The 15,327-nt window shown below is 33.2% G+C and carries 18 protein-coding genes and 2 pseudogenes; 15 read left to right on the forward strand and 5 right to left on the reverse strand.

The window, feature by feature from the left end; genetic code table 11:
• Positions 1-56: 56 nt before the first annotated feature.
• A pseudogene (locus tag BM253_RS17720) lies at positions 57-848 on the reverse strand (recombinase family protein); the annotation flags it as partial.
• Complete coding sequence (locus tag BM253_RS17380; RefSeq protein ID WP_177205806.1) at positions 808-978, reverse strand: hypothetical protein; 171 nt, start codon at positions 976-978, stop codon at positions 808-810. The gene BM253_RS17380 and the pseudogene BM253_RS17720, both read right to left, overlap by 41 nt.
• A gap of 635 nt (positions 979-1,613) precedes the next feature.
• Between BM253_RS17380 and BM253_RS15265 the strand changes: the two genes are divergently transcribed.
• The 4 genes and pseudogenes from BM253_RS15265 to BM253_RS15280 all read left to right on the forward strand — a co-directional run.
• Complete coding sequence (locus tag BM253_RS15265; RefSeq protein WP_091526031.1) at positions 1,614-1,985, forward strand: single-stranded DNA-binding protein; 372 nt, start codon at positions 1,614-1,616, stop codon at positions 1,983-1,985.
• A 1-nt stretch (position 1,986) separates the two neighbouring features.
• A complete protein-coding gene (locus BM253_RS15270; protein ID WP_091526033.1) occupies positions 1,987-2,208 on the forward strand; it encodes a hypothetical protein in 222 nt (73 codons plus the stop codon).
• On the forward strand, positions 2,205-2,621 hold the full coding sequence (locus BM253_RS15275; RefSeq protein ID WP_091526035.1) for a PRTRC system protein E: 417 nt from the start codon (positions 2,205-2,207) through the stop codon (positions 2,619-2,621). Before BM253_RS15270 ends, BM253_RS15275 begins: the two co-directional genes overlap by 4 nt.
• A pseudogene (locus BM253_RS15280) lies at positions 2,612-2,814 on the forward strand (arsenic resistance protein); the annotation flags it as partial. The gene BM253_RS15275 and the pseudogene BM253_RS15280, both read left to right, overlap by 10 nt.
• Before the next feature lie 77 nt (positions 2,815-2,891).
• On the opposite strand, the gene BM253_RS15285 reads toward BM253_RS15280, so the two are convergent.
• The gene (locus BM253_RS15285) at positions 2,892-3,587 is read right to left on the reverse strand and encodes a S24 family peptidase (RefSeq protein ID WP_245758514.1); all 696 of its coding nucleotides are present in this window, start codon (positions 3,585-3,587) and stop codon (positions 2,892-2,894) included.
• 377 nt (positions 3,588-3,964) lie between these two features.
• Here BM253_RS15285 and BM253_RS15290 point away from each other — a divergent pair, with 377 nt between their 5' ends.
• The 5 genes from BM253_RS15290 to BM253_RS15310 all read left to right on the forward strand — a co-directional run bounded on the left by BM253_RS15290 (position 3,965) and on the right by BM253_RS15310 (position 7,751).
• Positions 3,965-4,183, forward strand: coding sequence for a hypothetical protein (locus tag BM253_RS15290; protein ID WP_143095687.1), 219 nt, complete (start codon positions 3,965-3,967; stop codon positions 4,181-4,183).
• 160 nt (positions 4,184-4,343) lie between these two features.
• Complete coding sequence (locus BM253_RS15295) at positions 4,344-4,547, forward strand: topoisomerase C-terminal repeat-containing protein (protein WP_262487594.1); 204 nt, start codon at positions 4,344-4,346, stop codon at positions 4,545-4,547.
• 70 nt (positions 4,548-4,617) lie between these two features.
• The gene (locus BM253_RS15300) at positions 4,618-5,235 is read left to right on the forward strand and encodes a hypothetical protein (protein WP_091526040.1); all 618 of its coding nucleotides are present in this window, start codon (positions 4,618-4,620) and stop codon (positions 5,233-5,235) included.
• 226 nt (positions 5,236-5,461) lie between these two features.
• On the forward strand, positions 5,462-6,469 hold the full coding sequence (locus tag BM253_RS15305) for an ABC transporter permease (RefSeq protein WP_091526042.1): 1,008 nt from the start codon (positions 5,462-5,464) through the stop codon (positions 6,467-6,469).
• Complete coding sequence (locus BM253_RS15310; RefSeq protein ID WP_091526044.1) at positions 6,462-7,751, forward strand: TolC family protein; 1,290 nt, start codon at positions 6,462-6,464, stop codon at positions 7,749-7,751. Before BM253_RS15305 ends, BM253_RS15310 begins: the two co-directional genes overlap by 8 nt.
• Before the next feature lie 254 nt (positions 7,752-8,005).
• On the opposite strand, the gene BM253_RS15315 is transcribed toward BM253_RS15310, so the two are convergent.
• Complete coding sequence (locus BM253_RS15315; protein WP_091526046.1) at positions 8,006-8,866, reverse strand: alpha/beta hydrolase; 861 nt, start codon at positions 8,864-8,866, stop codon at positions 8,006-8,008.
• 380 nt (positions 8,867-9,246) lie between these two features.
• Here BM253_RS15315 and BM253_RS15320 point away from each other — a divergent pair, with 380 nt between their 5' ends.
• From BM253_RS15320 to BM253_RS15345, 6 genes are all read left to right on the forward strand, one after another.
• On the forward strand, positions 9,247-9,834 hold the full coding sequence (locus tag BM253_RS15320; RefSeq protein WP_245758515.1) for a hypothetical protein: 588 nt from the start codon (positions 9,247-9,249) through the stop codon (positions 9,832-9,834).
• Positions 9,835-9,938: 104 nt separating this feature from the next.
• Complete coding sequence (locus BM253_RS15325) at positions 9,939-10,640, forward strand: cyclase family protein (RefSeq protein ID WP_091526050.1); 702 nt, start codon at positions 9,939-9,941, stop codon at positions 10,638-10,640.
• Between the two features lie 78 nt (positions 10,641-10,718).
• Complete coding sequence (locus tag BM253_RS15330) at positions 10,719-11,513, forward strand: hypothetical protein (RefSeq protein ID WP_143095688.1); 795 nt, start codon at positions 10,719-10,721, stop codon at positions 11,511-11,513.
• Between the two features lie 249 nt (positions 11,514-11,762).
• On the forward strand, positions 11,763-12,893 hold the full coding sequence (chrA, locus tag BM253_RS15335) for a chromate efflux transporter (RefSeq protein WP_091526054.1): 1,131 nt from the start codon (positions 11,763-11,765) through the stop codon (positions 12,891-12,893).
• Between the two features lie 285 nt (positions 12,894-13,178).
• Positions 13,179-14,030: a methylated-DNA--[protein]-cysteine S-methyltransferase gene (locus BM253_RS15340; RefSeq protein WP_091526056.1), complete on the forward strand. Its 852-nt coding sequence runs from the start codon at positions 13,179-13,181 to the stop codon at positions 14,028-14,030.
• A 67-nt stretch (positions 14,031-14,097) separates the two neighbouring features.
• Positions 14,098-14,850, forward strand: coding sequence for an SDR family oxidoreductase (locus BM253_RS15345; protein ID WP_091526058.1), 753 nt, complete (start codon positions 14,098-14,100; stop codon positions 14,848-14,850).
• A 139-nt stretch (positions 14,851-14,989) separates the two neighbouring features.
• On the opposite strand, the gene BM253_RS15350 is transcribed toward BM253_RS15345, so the two are convergent.
• Positions 14,990-15,238, reverse strand: a complete 249-nt coding sequence (locus tag BM253_RS15350; protein ID WP_091526060.1) for a thiolase family protein — start codon at positions 15,236-15,238, stop codon at positions 14,990-14,992.
• Positions 15,239-15,327: the final 89 nt, after the last annotated feature.

Genomic DNA, 15,327 nt, shown 5'->3' on the forward strand with positions numbered 1-15,327 from the left:
TTTAAATAGGCAATGTCGTTATATTGACTTTTAGGTTGATTTTTACGATTGATCAAAGCTTGCACTCTGTAAAAAGTTTTGTCATCAAAAAGTGGCTGGTGTATACCGTTTATGTATTTTTCAGGCTCATCTTTGTATGCCGGGATTTTAACTAAGCCTATGTATACTTCTCTACTTAAAATTCTGAAAATACAATCATTTCCTTTTTTTGTAAATCCTAGAGGTTCCGCCATTCGTTTGATTTCAGCTTGTGTATAACCATCTAAATACCAGTTAAACATTTTACGAACGATATCTGCTTCATGAGGTACCACTTCTAAAGTTGGCTTTTTGTCATAGTCACGACCATTTTTGTAGCCATAGGGAGCCTGTCCTAAATAACGCCCGTCTTTTTTAGCTTTCTGCATTCCAAATAGAGTCCGGTCTTTTATAATCAATCTTTCAACATGTGCTTGGAGTAACATCTGTGTTCTCAGCTGAAAATAAAAAGGGCTTTCAGGTGGTAAACCTATTGGTTCTGCAATTGATAGAATTTTAATATTGTATTCTTCTTCTAATTGGGCAATAACATTTAAAGCCTGTTGAACGTTTCTGCTGAAACGATCGTATTTCATAACTAGTAAGTAATCAACCTCTTTGTTGTTAATTTTGAGTTATTGTTCTAATTGTTTGCATTCGCGGCGATCAAAGTCTTTAGCAGACTGACCTTCATCGGTAAATGTATAAAGTAGTTCGTAATTATGTTTGAAGCAATATTCTTCAAATTCTTCTTGTTGCCCTACAATTGAAAAATGCGACTGATCTTCATTACTGATCCTCGCATAGCCTATCACCTTCTTTTTTTGCATTCTCTAATTTTTTAAATATATCATCCACTAAAAAATCGCATATCAAATCTAAAAACTCCTTTTCCTTTTCTGAAAAAGAATTTTTAGAATGTTCATTTGAACCTGTTTTGATATGTTGTTTCTTTAACATTATAAAAGTAAGGTTTATTTTTGATATGAAAGGATATTAATTAACTGTGTAATAGTATGTTAATTTTCAATCCAACACATGGAGCAATTTATACCTAGTAATTTATAAAGCAGAAATTAAGGAATTGCCGTGCTTTCATTTGCGCTTTAAGTCCAGCTCTATTTGAAGATATTAATTATTTATATACATTAAAACCAAAGCACATTTACCGCCACTCTCATGTTCGTTCTGTAAAAGAGCTTAAGTCTTTTTTTATGATAAAACATTAAGAAAGAGGTTTCTCAATTCTTCCAAACTTCTTTCTTAAAATTTTATTCAAGGACTCTGAATCCCTGAAATTTTAAAGACAGCTTAAGGTTTAAATCTTCCATAATCAACCGGTAAAAAGGCAGCTAAGGTGCAGCAGGCAGCCAACACACCAACCCAACCAACAGACTACGGCATAAACGGTTTCCTCCCTAAAGGTACCCTCCAATTATTCCGTTTCCTTTTGGTTTTTCGCTTTGCCCGCTTCATTTATCTGCTTTCTTTTTTCCGGTTTTTCTTTTGGAAACATTTCTAAAAAAAATAGACGAGGGAAAGCCAAATTAAGGGAAGAAAAGTAAAAGAGTTTTAATCATTTAAATAATTCAATTATGAACATTATTGGAAGAGTGACAAGAGATGCGGAAGTACGCACTTTGTCGAACGAAAGACAGGCAGTAAATTTTTCAATTACTACAAACGAAAACTTTAAAAACAAACAGGGCGAACGTGTTGAACAGACAACTTATTTTGACTGTACTTATTGGATTTCGACAAAAGTAGCAACCTTACTTACGAAAGGTACTTTGGTGGAACTTTTAGGGAGAGTAAGTACAAGGGCTTGGATAGGTAAGGATGGAGAACCTAAAGCAGGTTTGAATTTTCATACTTCTAACATTAAACTTCACGGTAGCAGTAAAAATGCTAGCGGTCAACCATTAGTTACTACAGATGAAAGTAAGAATGTGAACGAAACCAAATAAGATGACCTGTCATTTTAAAGTAACCGATTTGAATGGTTTCGAAATCGAAATAACCAATTTGAAAGAAGCCATCAAAATAGCCAAGCGCAATACAGGTTATAGCCATGAGGATAAGAGTTTTTCCGAGTTCGACAAAAGACAAAAAGCCTATTGGACAGATATGTTTGACAAGCTGAAAGCTAAAAAAGAACAGTTATTAATGACTAAAATTTCAGAACAATGAACACAAATTTTTTTAATCAGATAGCACAGTTGGACTTTACGGGAGTATTGCAACTGAGTATTTCAAAAGGAGCGGAAGACAATTTAATCGTGTCGGTACTGCTTAATAACGAACAATGTTGGGATAACGCCAAAAGCTTTATCCCTCCATTGACATTTAATGCCACGCCACAAGAATTTGACGAGGGATTTTTTGAGCAGATAACCGCACCGATACAAACCGTTTCGGGTGTAATGGTAGATATGGAAAAGTTTCAAAAACAGTTGGACGAAGCGAAAATGCAATCGGCAATGGAGAAAGAAAAGACTGAGAAAGCGAAAAAGGAAAAAGAAGCCAAAGAAAAGAAGTATAAAGATGCTATGGCAAAAGCTGACGAATTGCAGAAAGATGGCAAACACCGTGAAGCGTATTGATATACTTAGGTATTCCGTTTTGGCAGGTTTTTTAAGTCGTTATTTTTTAGTCAAAACACAAGGAATTGAATGGTATAACAGAACATTCGTACCCAAAATATCGCCTATTACTTTGTATGCTTTACTCTTTACTATCGTATTGATATTTAGCTTGAAAGGCAACAAAATAGTAGAGTTACCAATGGGTGTTATTAGTTAGGGCAAGTTTGTGGTTAAAGAAAAAATATTATGATTAAATTGTTAAATTTTAATTTAATGATATTTTTTTATCTAATTATTCTTATTCAATTCCTTTACCTCTGTTTTCAGTTCCTTAAGCAACTCTATAATCTGTAGCTGATCCGTGTTAAAATCTTCTTTTGTAAACTCCTGTGTCGAAATACTGCATGCATACTCCCATATCTCAAAGATATCTGCAAGCGGTATGCTGTAAGGCTGGTAAAAAAGGTTGTCTGCAGCAACTGTAATGGTTTCTTTTTCCGTTTTTAACAATTTTTTATAGGTAATACCCTCGTTTCGAGTAACAAACAGATAACTTTTTCCTTTTTTTAATTCGGTTGCTTTTTCAAGATATTTACCAATAATAAATGCTCCGTCTTTATACAGCGACATCGAATCTCCTTCAACCTGAAAAGCACGGTAGGTGCCCGCTCCCAGAAAAGGCAGGGAAATGGTTTGTAGGTTTTCAATATATTCTGGATCTGCATAACCGCTCAAGTAGCTCATTGATGCTTTATGTGGAATAATCTCAATAGTATTTTCTCCATTATGATTCACTTTAACAGGCAGCAGTATGCGGTTGTCCGGCAGTTCCATAATTTCCTTCAGCGGAATTTTACGTAGGTTAGCAGAAACCATCAGGTCAATGTTTATATGAAAGTATCTGGACATTCTTATAAGCAGCTCCACCGGTGGTTCCGATGTTGCATCTTCGTATTTCGCATACCTTATGGTCAACGTACGCAAAAGTAAATGATTGAGTATATTAAGTTATAGTAAAGAAGCTTAAGTGAATTATAACACCGTCTGAAACCGTTGATGACGCATAAACGATCTTAAAAGGAACAATAACCAATATCTAAGAATATTGAAAAATGTAACATATTTTATTCTAGCTGTAAGTATTTTATCTTTGATGTCATGTGATACCGAGGGAGAAGATTTAAGAAAATACTACAAAAATCAAAATCATTCGCAAGAATTGAAAGGATGGTAGAGAAAAGTAGATAGAGAGCCAGAACACGGTTTTACTTCTAAAATTTTATTCGAAAATTATAAAGTTATATTTCATAGTTACAATATTCATACAGGTAAGTACGATTCATCTTACAATTATTGGTATAATGATGATAAGCTCAAATGTTATTGAATACCGTATTGGAGATCATAATTTAAGTACCTACAATTATCCTAATGATGAGCCTTATACCAATTTTGGTTTTGGTGGCGAACCATCTTCAGGATCTTTTGTGTGTATGTTGTATAACGATACAAAAAATCCTTTAATGGGCGAATATACTGATTCAAGTCAGGCAACGCTTGATAATTATGGTTTTACATGATATCCCGCAAATGGAACCGTCCTTCGTTTTAGTCCCGCAGCAAATGCAGGTATTAATGATAATTTGTTAGATACCATTAAGGTGTATCCTAATCCAACAGCAGATTTCTTGTTTTTTGATCGTTTAACCAAAATTAAACAATATACTATTTATAATATAAGTGGTTAAATGTACAGAATCATCTTGTGACTGGATTCAGTTTCGGATGGTTTGCGGGGTGCACTTAAGTATTTCAAATATTGAAAGCCTTGTCACTTCCGGTAAAACCTCTTTGATTAAAGCACTGAAAAGTAAATCAGGTAAAAAATTTGATGCCTATATTGTTTTTGATGTTGAAGGGAAGAGTAGTTTAAAAAAGCATTAACTTTAACATAATTTTAAAAAATAAGTACAATACATATAGACAGAAAAATTAATAATCAAATAAACATATTATGGCACAAAAACTATTTTCATTAGTAGCATTTTTACTTTTTACAATATTTGTATCTGCACAGGAACACTTTTATTATTATAAAGGAGAAAAAATAGCTCTGACATTAAATACTCAACGTGTAAATGTTAGAGTAGCTGCAGATTTTGATTCCTTGACTATAGCCAATTTAGGTTTTAAACTTTCTAATTTTCATGAAGATAAATTAATTGAGAATACTTTTTTTGGCGAAATTGATTTTAATAATACCAACTATACTAGTAGTATCGAGAACTTAAAAGAAATAGAAGGTATTATTGGTATATTTCCGCACTTTCAAAAAAATAAGGATAAATCTATTGGAACATCAGATATTTTTTATGTTAAGTTAAAAAATATTGAAGATTTTAATATTTTACAACAGACAATATTAAATAAGGGCGGAAAGATTGAAATGCAGGTGCCGTATATGCCTGAATGGTATATTATATCTGTTGATGACCTAAATTTGGGAACAGCTATGAGTTTATCTAACGAATTTTATGAAACAGGACTCTTTGAAGATATTGACCCTGCATTTATGTTTAATTTTACACCCACCTGTTCTAACGATCCGATGTTCGGTTCTTTTGGGGGTTAGACAACACAATTAATCCAAGTATTGACATAAACGTTTGTCCGGCTTGGGATATTACGCAAGGAAGTGGGATCAAAGTTGCTGTCGTAGATTCAGGAATTGACCTTGTTCATAATGATTTACAGGCGAATATATCTAATCAAAGCTATGATTGCGAAACACAAACATCACCAAGTGTCTTAGGTGCACCTATGTGCTATCGCAACGTTTTTTATTGTAAGCGGATTAATTGTTACCAGCCAGTAGATACGATGTTAATTCTTATAAATTTTATGAAGCCTTTAAACAAGACTTGCTAAAAATTCCGGGTGTAGTAGATGTAAATGTAAGTACGGCGGATTTAGGATACGGCTCAGGTTCCACTTCCGGTTTTTCACTCAACAACAGTAAATTTTCAACGCAGGCACACAATATAGCTTTCGATTTTGGCTATTTCAAAATGTTTGGTATGGAAATATTGGAAGGAAGAGATTTATCTGCCAACATTGCTTCGGATACCATCGAAAATGTATTGTTAAACGAACGTGCTGTAAGTGATTTGGGAGGAAAGGTACCTTTAGGAACCATATTTGATTGGAACGGACAGAAGATGAATGTTGTAGGAATTGTTAAAAATTTCAATTTATCTTCTCCGCAGGAAAAGGTTCCCCCTATGCTCTTCATGCACATGAACACAGTTAATTGGATGCAGTCTAATATAAACAACATACAGGTAAAAATCAAGCCTGAAAAAGCTGACAAGACAATAGCAGCTCTTGAAGAATTCTGGAAGGCTAAAATCAACCCGAATGTTCCGTTCGAGTATGAGTTTGTAGATAAAAAGTTCCAGAACTCTTATGGTACTTATACCAGACAGCAAGCAATGTTTAAAATTCTAAACATACTCGTTGTAGTTATTGCTATGTTTGGCTTATTCGCACTGGCATCTTTCAGTATCGAACGCAGATATAAGGAAATAGCCGTACGTAAAGTTTTAGGTGCAGAAACGCCTGTACTATTAAAAATTCTAACAAAGCAATATATGTATCTGGCATTAACAGGTTTTGTACTTGCGCTTGTTCCAAGTTACATATTAATGCAGAAATGGTTAGAAAATTTTGCGTACCGTATAGAAATTTCCGTAATACCGTACCTTGTTGCTTTTGTTTTATTGTTTGTGTTAACCTTATTGGTGGTACTTTCAAAAGCGTTTTCTGCAACACGTATTAACTTACTACGCTTCTTAAAATATGAATAAGTTACTCAATTTTTTTTTATTGCTGATGCTGATGCTTTTCTCCTATGAGGGAAAAGCACAACAGCTCAGTTTGATTCAATGTTTAGAGTATGGAAAAGAGAATCAACCCGATTTTAAGATGCAGCAATTGAAAATCAATCAAAAAAAAGAGACAAAACGCTCGTTTGGTTCGCAATTTTTGCCCGAAATAGGAATGTCTGCTTCGCATGCATACAGCTTTGGATCATCAATTAATCCGTCAAATAACAACAGAGAACCTTCTAATATTCAGTCTGATAACTTTTCAGTTGATGCACGAATTAATGTATTCGACTATTCTAAGTGGAATCAATCAAAAATACAGCAGTTGGATGTTGAAATTGAAAAGCTTCAGTTCCAAGTAATTGAAAATACCTTTGAACTTTTGGTACTGGAAAAATTCATGAAGGCTTTATCACTTCAACAATGGAAAAAATCCACCTTGTATCAAATTGGTAATTCTAAGGAACAATTGCAGCGTATCTCTAAAGAAGTAGAGCAGGGTAAAAGAGCTAAGAGTGATCTCTACGATATTCAAGTAATTTTTTTGCAAGATGAACAAACGTTATCTAAAATAACGGAGGACGAGATATTGGCGAAACTAGAGCTGATACAACTGTTGAACCACCCTTCTGTTACTGTTAATATAGAACTGCAAATGCCAGAAAAAGTTGATCTCAGAGAAACAGATTTTAATATCGATCAGAATATATCCTTGTTAAAACATGAAATAATTCTTGAAAAAAGTAAAGAAGAGGTAAAACAATTGAAAAACCTGTTTATGCCAACGCTTCAGTTTAATTATTCATACGGAACATTTTTTGCTCAAAAAATCAATAATTTCTCAGATACAAACCTACAGTTCGGCAGCCAGCTGAAAGACAATAAAAATCAGTATGTTGGTTTAAGCTTATATATCCCCATTTTTCAAAAGGGTAATGCTTTGCAAAAACAGAACCTAAAAAGGTTAGAACAACAGGTTTTAATTGCGGAACAAGAGAAAGAGCAGAAAAGACTAAACGACTTGAAGGATGTTTTAATACAGAAGGTAAATAGTTTACAATTACTGGAAAATAATTTGAATGATCTGGTGACTGCTTCAAAAAAAGCTTTTGAAACAACTGCGCAAAAGTACTTGTTTGATAAAGTTGACGCCTCTGTTTATAAAATGGCAAAAAATCAGTTACTACAGGCCGAATACGATTTGCTTGCAAATCGGTTAGATCAGCTTTATTTTAAACAACAATTAGAAATAAATTTTTAAGCATTCTGATAGAATTTTTTGCGGTACTTAACATGTAACTATTATATGAGTCCGCACATATAAAGTTTTTTAAAATACCTATCTGCCCCTCAAATTTTGTTTGATTAAACAACTAGTCAACTCATAAAATAATTAATATTTTAAGATTGTTTTTCAGTATTGTAATGACAAAGTGCTCTCTAAATATATGAATTAAAACTGTAATTTTATATATCTGTTTTCTTTAATTCAAACTCGCTCTTACTAATTATAACTTATTTAGAATAAGCTGTTTTTGGGTAAAGTTTTTTAAATGCGTTATAAACTGCCTGATGAATTATGGTAGAGTGAAGTTCCTCAGGCATATAATCAAAAATTAGATTAATGTTCTTTTGGCTTTTCAGTAACTTTTGCAGCATCTCGCTTTCATTGTACATTTTTATATCTTCTTCTTTATTTGGAACTCCCAGGTATACATTTACTTTTTTTGAAAGATTTTTATTTAATAGCGTTTCGGCATCAGTCAAAAGTAATTGTTCTCCCCACCATAAGCTTGGACTGATAATGATATAGTCATCAAACAGATGTGGTCGTTTTAAGAGTATTTCCGTTGTAATCAATCCTGCTAAAGATTCTCCAATTATTGTTTTTTTAGCATCTGTTTTATAGGTTTTATTAATATAGGGTTGCAGTTCCTTTTCAATGAAGTCCATATATTTTCCGGAACCTCCGCACTGTGGAAAACTTGATTTAGAAAAACCTTCTTTTTCAATAAAATCGATATTACTAACTGTAAATGTAAAATCACGTTTTCTGGTATTTCCTTCAATTCCTACAACTATTGAACGTGGAAAACGACCAATCCAATCTTGGGTATTAAACCGCACAATTCCTGCAATATGTAGAAAATCTTCTTCCATACCTCCGTCAAGAATATAGATTACAGGATAATTTATCGTATCGTTCGCATTATAGTTTTCAGGAAGATAGATGTTAAGTGTTCTGTTCTCATTCAATATTTTTGAACTTAAAAGATCAGATTTTCCAATTGTCAAAGGTTTACTTTTCTCCTGAGCTGAACAAAATCCACTGATAATAAGGGTAATTAAGATTAAAAATATACTGTTGATTTTCATTGTATGGCAAATAAATTCTTAAGTTAGCCGAATATAGTAATATTCAAATGAAAAACAGAATTCAATCTTGTATATTTTCTCTATGTACTTCGTGATGAGAGCACCAAAAGCAAACTAAGATACAATTATCGAAATATAAAAGTCGAAACATTGAGATGATCGCTTACATGATAGATAGTTTTTTATAATTACCCTTTGGAAAATTTAAAGTCAAATTTTTTAGATTTGAAAAAATAAAAGACTTTAAAAATTTAAAAATCTATATTGCAGAGATAAATTGAAATAATCATATATGATATTTTAAAACAATATTACTGATTTAAATTACGATAAAAATGAAGTTGAAAAATATACTTGTGCTTATTATAAGTACAGTTTGTATGACTGTAAATGCACAGATAGAAACGGGTGTATACTTTTCAAATGATAAAAAATTTGGAGATATTATTGAAGATTTGGGGAGTCCTTTAGAAGGTGACCCTATAATGATTGTAAAAACATTTGTTCCTAAACATGGAAGCTATGTATGGTATTTAAACGAAAGTAAAGCAAAAAACACGGCATTTTTAGACGATAATCCAAAAGATTTATATGCAGGAATTTACCTTGAAGATCATGGAGGAATAATTCCGGTAATAACATTTAAGGATTTTGCAAAAGAATTAGCTCAGCCGCGATATCTTGTTAATTATTGTGAAATTGCTGATGCTGATAAAGATGGTTTTCCGGAATTTTATCTCACTTATTTTGAAGAATCTGATGGATTAGATGCAAAACCACTAAAAGTTATTGTATACACCAAGAAGAGTGATAAAACTTTTTTGAAATCAAAAATTACGGGGTGGCTTCCATTTCAACCTGAAGATAAATACCGCGAGGAAATGGATGATAATTTTAAGTTATTACCTAAATCCGTAAAGATGAAAGCGGAAAAAATATTAAAAGAGGCTAAAGATGACATTAACTAAAATTATATTATTTATTGGAACCTAAATTTGTTCCGAGCAAGTTTATATTTAGTAAATTTGATATTGTATGATTGTGTATACAATGCGTAATTAAGTATTAAATAATGATTGAAATAATAGATCTGAGTCAAGAAATATATGCAGAAATGCCCGTTTACAAAAGCTTACCAAATGTAAAAATGACGGTTTATGCAACTCATGAGCAATGGGATAAAATTCATAATCCAACAACTGTCACTCCAAGCGTTTACAAATTAGAAATGAGTGAACATACGGGAACTCACGTGGACGCAATAAATCATATGGGAATGGAATTTTCTGAACAATCGATTGATAAGATGCCACTTTCAATGTTTTATACAAAAGGCATCTGTTTAGACTTTTCAAACAAAGGATTGAGTGAGCTGATTGAAGTTGATGATATAACTGAAGCCTGCAAGCAAGCAAACCTGACAATTGAAAAAGGAGATACGGTTCTTCTTTATACAAACCATTATAAAAAACATTTTGGAACTGAATCTTGGGAAAATGGACCAGGAATTTCAATAGAAGCAGCTTATTTTTTAGGAGAAAAGGGAATATCGGCTTTTGGAGTTGAAACTATGTCTCCTGGTATCCCAAAAATATCAAATAAAGAAGTTCATCAAATATGCGGGAAATTAGGTTTTACACATTATGAAAATATGGTAAATCTAGACCAGCTTATTGGTAGGGGAAGGTTTCAATTTATAGCTTTACCATTAAAAATAAGAGGAGGGACGGGGTCTCCAGTTCGGGCTGTTGCAATTTTTGAAAATAGTAAATGACAAAACAAAGAAGCTAATTAGCAAAATGTACAGAAACGGGCGATGTAGATGAGAATCAATTATACTAAAGAATAACTTATGAGATATCTATTTTTATTTGCTTTATTGTTGGTTTTAGGTTGTAACCCCATTCCTAAAAAAGACAAGCATCCAGAAGTACCTCAACTAACCGATTTGCTAAAAGACGATAGCAAGTTTAGAAAAGTTACTGATATGGCTGGTTTAAGTAAACTTATCTTTTTAAACAATGATAGAATACTTTTAAAGCCCGATAATAGTAATTCGCCCGTTAAGATTATTGATGTAGATAAAAATATTGTCTTTGAAAAGGTTTATGATTGGAAATTACCGTTTTACATTGATAAAGAAGGAGATTTGTATTTAAACGGAAAGAAGTTTTTCTACCCTGATTATAAAATTCAAGAAGATTTTAAAACGGTAGTTATTGCAGATAGCTTAAGTAAAAAGTCGGAAGAATTGAAAGACTTAAATGATAGTTTAAAGATGCTGGCTTTAGAAAAATACGAGTTAGAAATATTAAAACCTTATGGAATAAAACCTTGTCCATATACAATTGTAAATACAGAAAGATGTAATGTTTTTAAGATAATTAACCAAACCTTGGTGGTAAGGCAGATTGAATTATTTAAAAGCGAACTTGATGTGCCGAAAAGTACCATTCCTAAATTCGATGATGATGTTTTAATTGGCTGGCGTAATGGTAAGTTGCCTAGTCCAGATTATTTGGCGTACTACGAACTGAAAAAACAACGCTTTAAATGCGATGATATGGTCAATCCAACAACAGTAACCTTAAATGGCAAATCATACTTATTTGCACCTAGTTTAGGGTTGTACCAAATCTTATTTTAATTAATTGTAGTGATAAAACTATCTGTTATTACTGCTAAATACAGCATTTTTTCCTAATGAAAAGTGATGAGTCATCGATTTTGTAAAATTTACCCTGCAACTTTTCTTATTTTTTATTGTACTAAGCAGATATGAATTGATTTAATAATATCTTAAAATGAACTTTAGTAAAAGGTTAAAATAATTTAGAGATTTTTGCAGACTATATTATAAACAAATTTCTCGTTAAAAAGTTATTAGTTATTTGTAATGAAAGATAAAGTAAGTCTAAAAGAAATTATAAAACTCTTTTTAAAGTTAGGATTTATTGGTTTCGGTGGACCGGCTGCACATATTGCCATGATGAGGCAAGAAGTTGTTCTTAAGCGAAAGTGGATGACCGAACAACATTTTTTAGACTTACTGGGTGCAACCAATCTTATTCCCGGGCCTAACAGTACCGAAATGGCAATTCATATAGGTTATGATAAAGCTAGTTTCAAAGGATTAATAACTGCTGGTTTATGCTTTATCTTGCCTGCCGTTTTTATTACTGGGATGTTTGCTGTATTGTATTATAATTATGGACAATTACCAGCAGTTCAACCATTCATCTATGGTGTTAAACCAGCTATTGTTACCATTATTCTCGGAGCTGTTTATCCATTAATAAAACAGTCAGTAAAGTCATTCTCTTTAGGCTTTATTGGTATTGCCGTATTGGTAGCGTCTTTATTAGGTATCAACGAGATTTATTTAATGTTTGACGCCGGGTTTTTGGCTATCGCATTGTATCTTATTAAGAAAAGAAAAATGGATTCATTAGAAAGTTTTGTTCCGCTTATTTCTCTTCAAATTACAAAAATAACTTACTTAACAACTACTGATATCAAACTGTTTTGGACATTTCTAAAAATAGGTTCTATACTTTATGGAAGTGGATATGTTTTGTTTGCTTTTTTGGATACTGAGTTGGTAACTAATGGATTAATTACAAGGCGACAGTTGTTAGATGCGATTGCAGTAGGTCAGTTTACTCCTGGACCTGTTTTTTCTTCTGTTACATTTATCGGTTATCAGATTAGTGGAGTGTCGGGAGCAGTCGTTTCAACGATTGCTATATTTCTTCCGTCATTTGTTTTTGTAGCACTGCTTAATCCGTTAGTGAAAAGGTTGCGTAATTCAAAAGTTTTATCTGCTTTTTTAGATGCCGTAAATGTAGCCTCGGTTGCCATTATAGTTGCAGTGTGTTTTACAATGGCTAAAGAAACCATTACTGATTGGAAAACAATTGTCATAGCAATCATAAGTATTTTTACTGTTATCATATTCAGAAAAATAAACAGTGCTTTTATTGTTTTAGGCAGTGCGGTGTCTGGTTTTTTACTGTCTTTGCTTTAACTGATAGATAGCTAAAATGTAATTGTTAAATTATTATTTATCTTTTTAATATAAATTTTTAGTTCTAATGTATTGTGGAAGAAATGTTTGAACAATACTATATTATATATTTGGTGAAAATATGCTCTCAGGTACCAACATTTTACATTTTTTGTTCATGGTCGCTACTTAGAAGCGGTTATACAAGTTATTAGTAATCAACATCCCCTGAAAGACGAAATTCAGCAAGTTTCGGATTTTATGACAACGATATTGTTATGACATTTGTAATATAAATTCAGAACGATGAATGAGCAACAACAAATCAATTACCAACGAATTGCCGAAGCAATAGAATATATAAAAACCAACTTCAAAACACAACCTAACCTGGATGAAGTTGCGGAACAGGTGCATTTAAGTCCGTTTCATTTTCAGCGTTTGTTCAGCGATTGGGCAGGTACAACACCCAAAAAATTCCTGCAATATATCAGCATTGAGCACGCCAAAAAACTGCTGAAAGACCAGCAAGCTACCCTTTTTGACACGGCTTTTGATACAGGGCTTTCAAGCACCGGACGACTGCACGACCTTTTTATCAACATTGAGGGAATGACACCTGCGGAATACAAAAACGGCGGCAAAAACCTTTCCATCAATTACAGTTTTGCCGAAAGCCCTTTTGGAAGTCTAATTGTAGCTTCTACACAAAAAGGCGTTTGTTATATAGCGTTTGACAATGACGAAAGCAAAGCATTGAACGATTTAAAACAAAAATTTCCCAACGCAACTTTTCAAAGAAAATTGGATTGGATGCAACAAAATGCTTTGTTTATTTTTCAAAACGACTGGAGCAAATTACCCGAAATAAAATTGCATTTGAAAGGCACGGATTTCCAACTAAAAGTTTGGGAAACACTTTTGAAAATTCCAATGGGACAACTCTCTACATACGGCAATATTGCTGAACAAATTGGCAACGCAAATGCTTCCAGAGCCGTTGGTACAGCTATCGGAAGTAATCCTGTTGCATTTCTCATTCCTTGTCATCGTATTATTCAATCTTCCGGAAACATTGGCGGTTATATGTGGGGTACCACAAGAAAGACCGCTATCATCGGTTGGGAAAGTGCAAAAACAGCCACTTTGGAAATGTAGCAAGTTTCGGGTTTCTTAACACAGCACACATTGCAATCTTTGCAACAGAATTTTAAAACAAAAAACAATGCAAAGATTTAAAGACAAATGTGCATTTATCACTGGCGGAACAAACGGGATGGGATTTGCAACAGCCCAACAATTTATCAATGAAAATGGTAAAGTAATCATCACAGGACGAAGTGCCGAAACGGTTAACAAAGCGGTAGAACAATTAGGGCAAAATGCTTTCGGCATTGTATCTAATGCTGGAAATATGCAAGACATTTTTCGATTGCAGGAACAAGTGAAAGAACACACAGAAAACATTGATGTTCTTTTTGTGAATGCAGGTTACGGAAAATTTGCTTCTGTAGAAAATGCAGATGAAGCTCATTTTGACGAATTGTTCAATATGTTGGTAAAGGGAACATTTTTTACCGTTCAACAAATGTTGCCTTTAATGAGAAACGGAAGTGCAATTATCTTGAACACGTCTTTTGTAACCGAAGTAGGAACAGCCAATTTTTCCGTTTATTCAGCTGCAAAATCAGCCGTGCAATCTTTCATCAAAACTTTTGCTGCAGACCTTACGCGAAAAGGCATTCGCGTGAACGGCATTAGTCCCGGACATATCAAAACCAACATTTTCAATAACACAGGTCTGAATGCTGAACAAATTGACGGAGCAATGCAAAATATCGTTCCTGCAATACCGCTCAAAAGACTGGGCAAACCTTCGGAAATTGCCAGTGCTGTACTATTTCTTGCTTCAGAGGAAGCCTCTTACATACACGGAACGGAATTAACGGTGGACGCAGGAATTTCGGTAATAAGATGATGAAATAAATGCAGAATATTACTGGTTTAGATTTATAATATTGCAGAACCCAAACCTTTTTAGCTTTTAGTGAAAATGAAAAAACTTCAGTTTAATTACTGAAGTTTTATTTTTATAAAATTGTATAAATATATGGAAATTAAGTGTGTATATCAATTTCCGCCAGTTTTGATGCCCATCTTGCAGGAGATTGTTCTAAACCAGCAGAGAGAACATTTCCCATATATACATGATCAAGGAGCTGTGTTGAAATTGAAATCGATTCTATAGCAGCTTTAATAGCAATAGCGCCTAGATCTACTGCCGAAACTTCTTCAACGCGGTGTAGAAAGCCGCCCGTTGTTTTACGTTTGGCGGCTCTATAAATACTTCTTTCTTTTTTATTAATTTAAATTTCACGAAAAATAATGGTGGAGTTATGTCCTCCAAACCCGAAGGCATTGCTCATGGCTGTCTTTACTTTTTTGTGCATCGGCT

The organism is Paenimyroides ummariense, from assembly GCF_900115115.1.
Taxonomy (GTDB): domain Bacteria; phylum Bacteroidota; class Bacteroidia; order Flavobacteriales; family Flavobacteriaceae; genus Flavobacterium; species Flavobacterium ummariense.

Coding starts and splice junctions, on each gene's coding strand:
- BM253_RS17380 (WP_177205806.1), bottom strand. CDS start 978: ATGTTAAAGAAACAACATATCAAAACAGGTTCAAATGAACATTCTAAA.
- BM253_RS15265 (WP_091526031.1), top strand. CDS start 1,614: ATGAACATTATTGGAAGAGTGACAAGAGATGCGGAAGTACGCACTTTG.
- BM253_RS15270 (WP_091526033.1), top strand. CDS start 1,987: ATGACCTGTCATTTTAAAGTAACCGATTTGAATGGTTTCGAAATCGAA.
- BM253_RS15275 (WP_091526035.1), top strand. CDS start 2,205: ATGAACACAAATTTTTTTAATCAGATAGCACAGTTGGACTTTACGGGA.
- BM253_RS15290 (WP_143095687.1), top strand. CDS start 3,965: ATGATGATAAGCTCAAATGTTATTGAATACCGTATTGGAGATCATAAT.
- BM253_RS15300 (WP_091526040.1), top strand. CDS start 4,618: ATGGCACAAAAACTATTTTCATTAGTAGCATTTTTACTTTTTACAATA.
- BM253_RS15310 (WP_091526044.1), top strand. CDS start 6,462: ATGAATAAGTTACTCAATTTTTTTTTATTGCTGATGCTGATGCTTTTC.
- BM253_RS15315 (WP_091526046.1), bottom strand. CDS start 8,866: ATGAAAATCAACAGTATATTTTTAATCTTAATTACCCTTATTATCAGT.
- BM253_RS15320 (WP_245758515.1), top strand. CDS start 9,247: ATGACTGTAAATGCACAGATAGAAACGGGTGTATACTTTTCAAATGAT.
- BM253_RS15325 (WP_091526050.1), top strand. CDS start 9,939: ATGATTGAAATAATAGATCTGAGTCAAGAAATATATGCAGAAATGCCC.
- BM253_RS15330 (WP_143095688.1), top strand. CDS start 10,719: ATGAGATATCTATTTTTATTTGCTTTATTGTTGGTTTTAGGTTGTAAC.
- chrA (WP_091526054.1), top strand. CDS start 11,763: ATGAAAGATAAAGTAAGTCTAAAAGAAATTATAAAACTCTTTTTAAAG.
- BM253_RS15340 (WP_091526056.1), top strand. CDS start 13,179: ATGAATGAGCAACAACAAATCAATTACCAACGAATTGCCGAAGCAATA.
- BM253_RS15345 (WP_091526058.1), top strand. CDS start 14,098: ATGCAAAGATTTAAAGACAAATGTGCATTTATCACTGGCGGAACAAAC.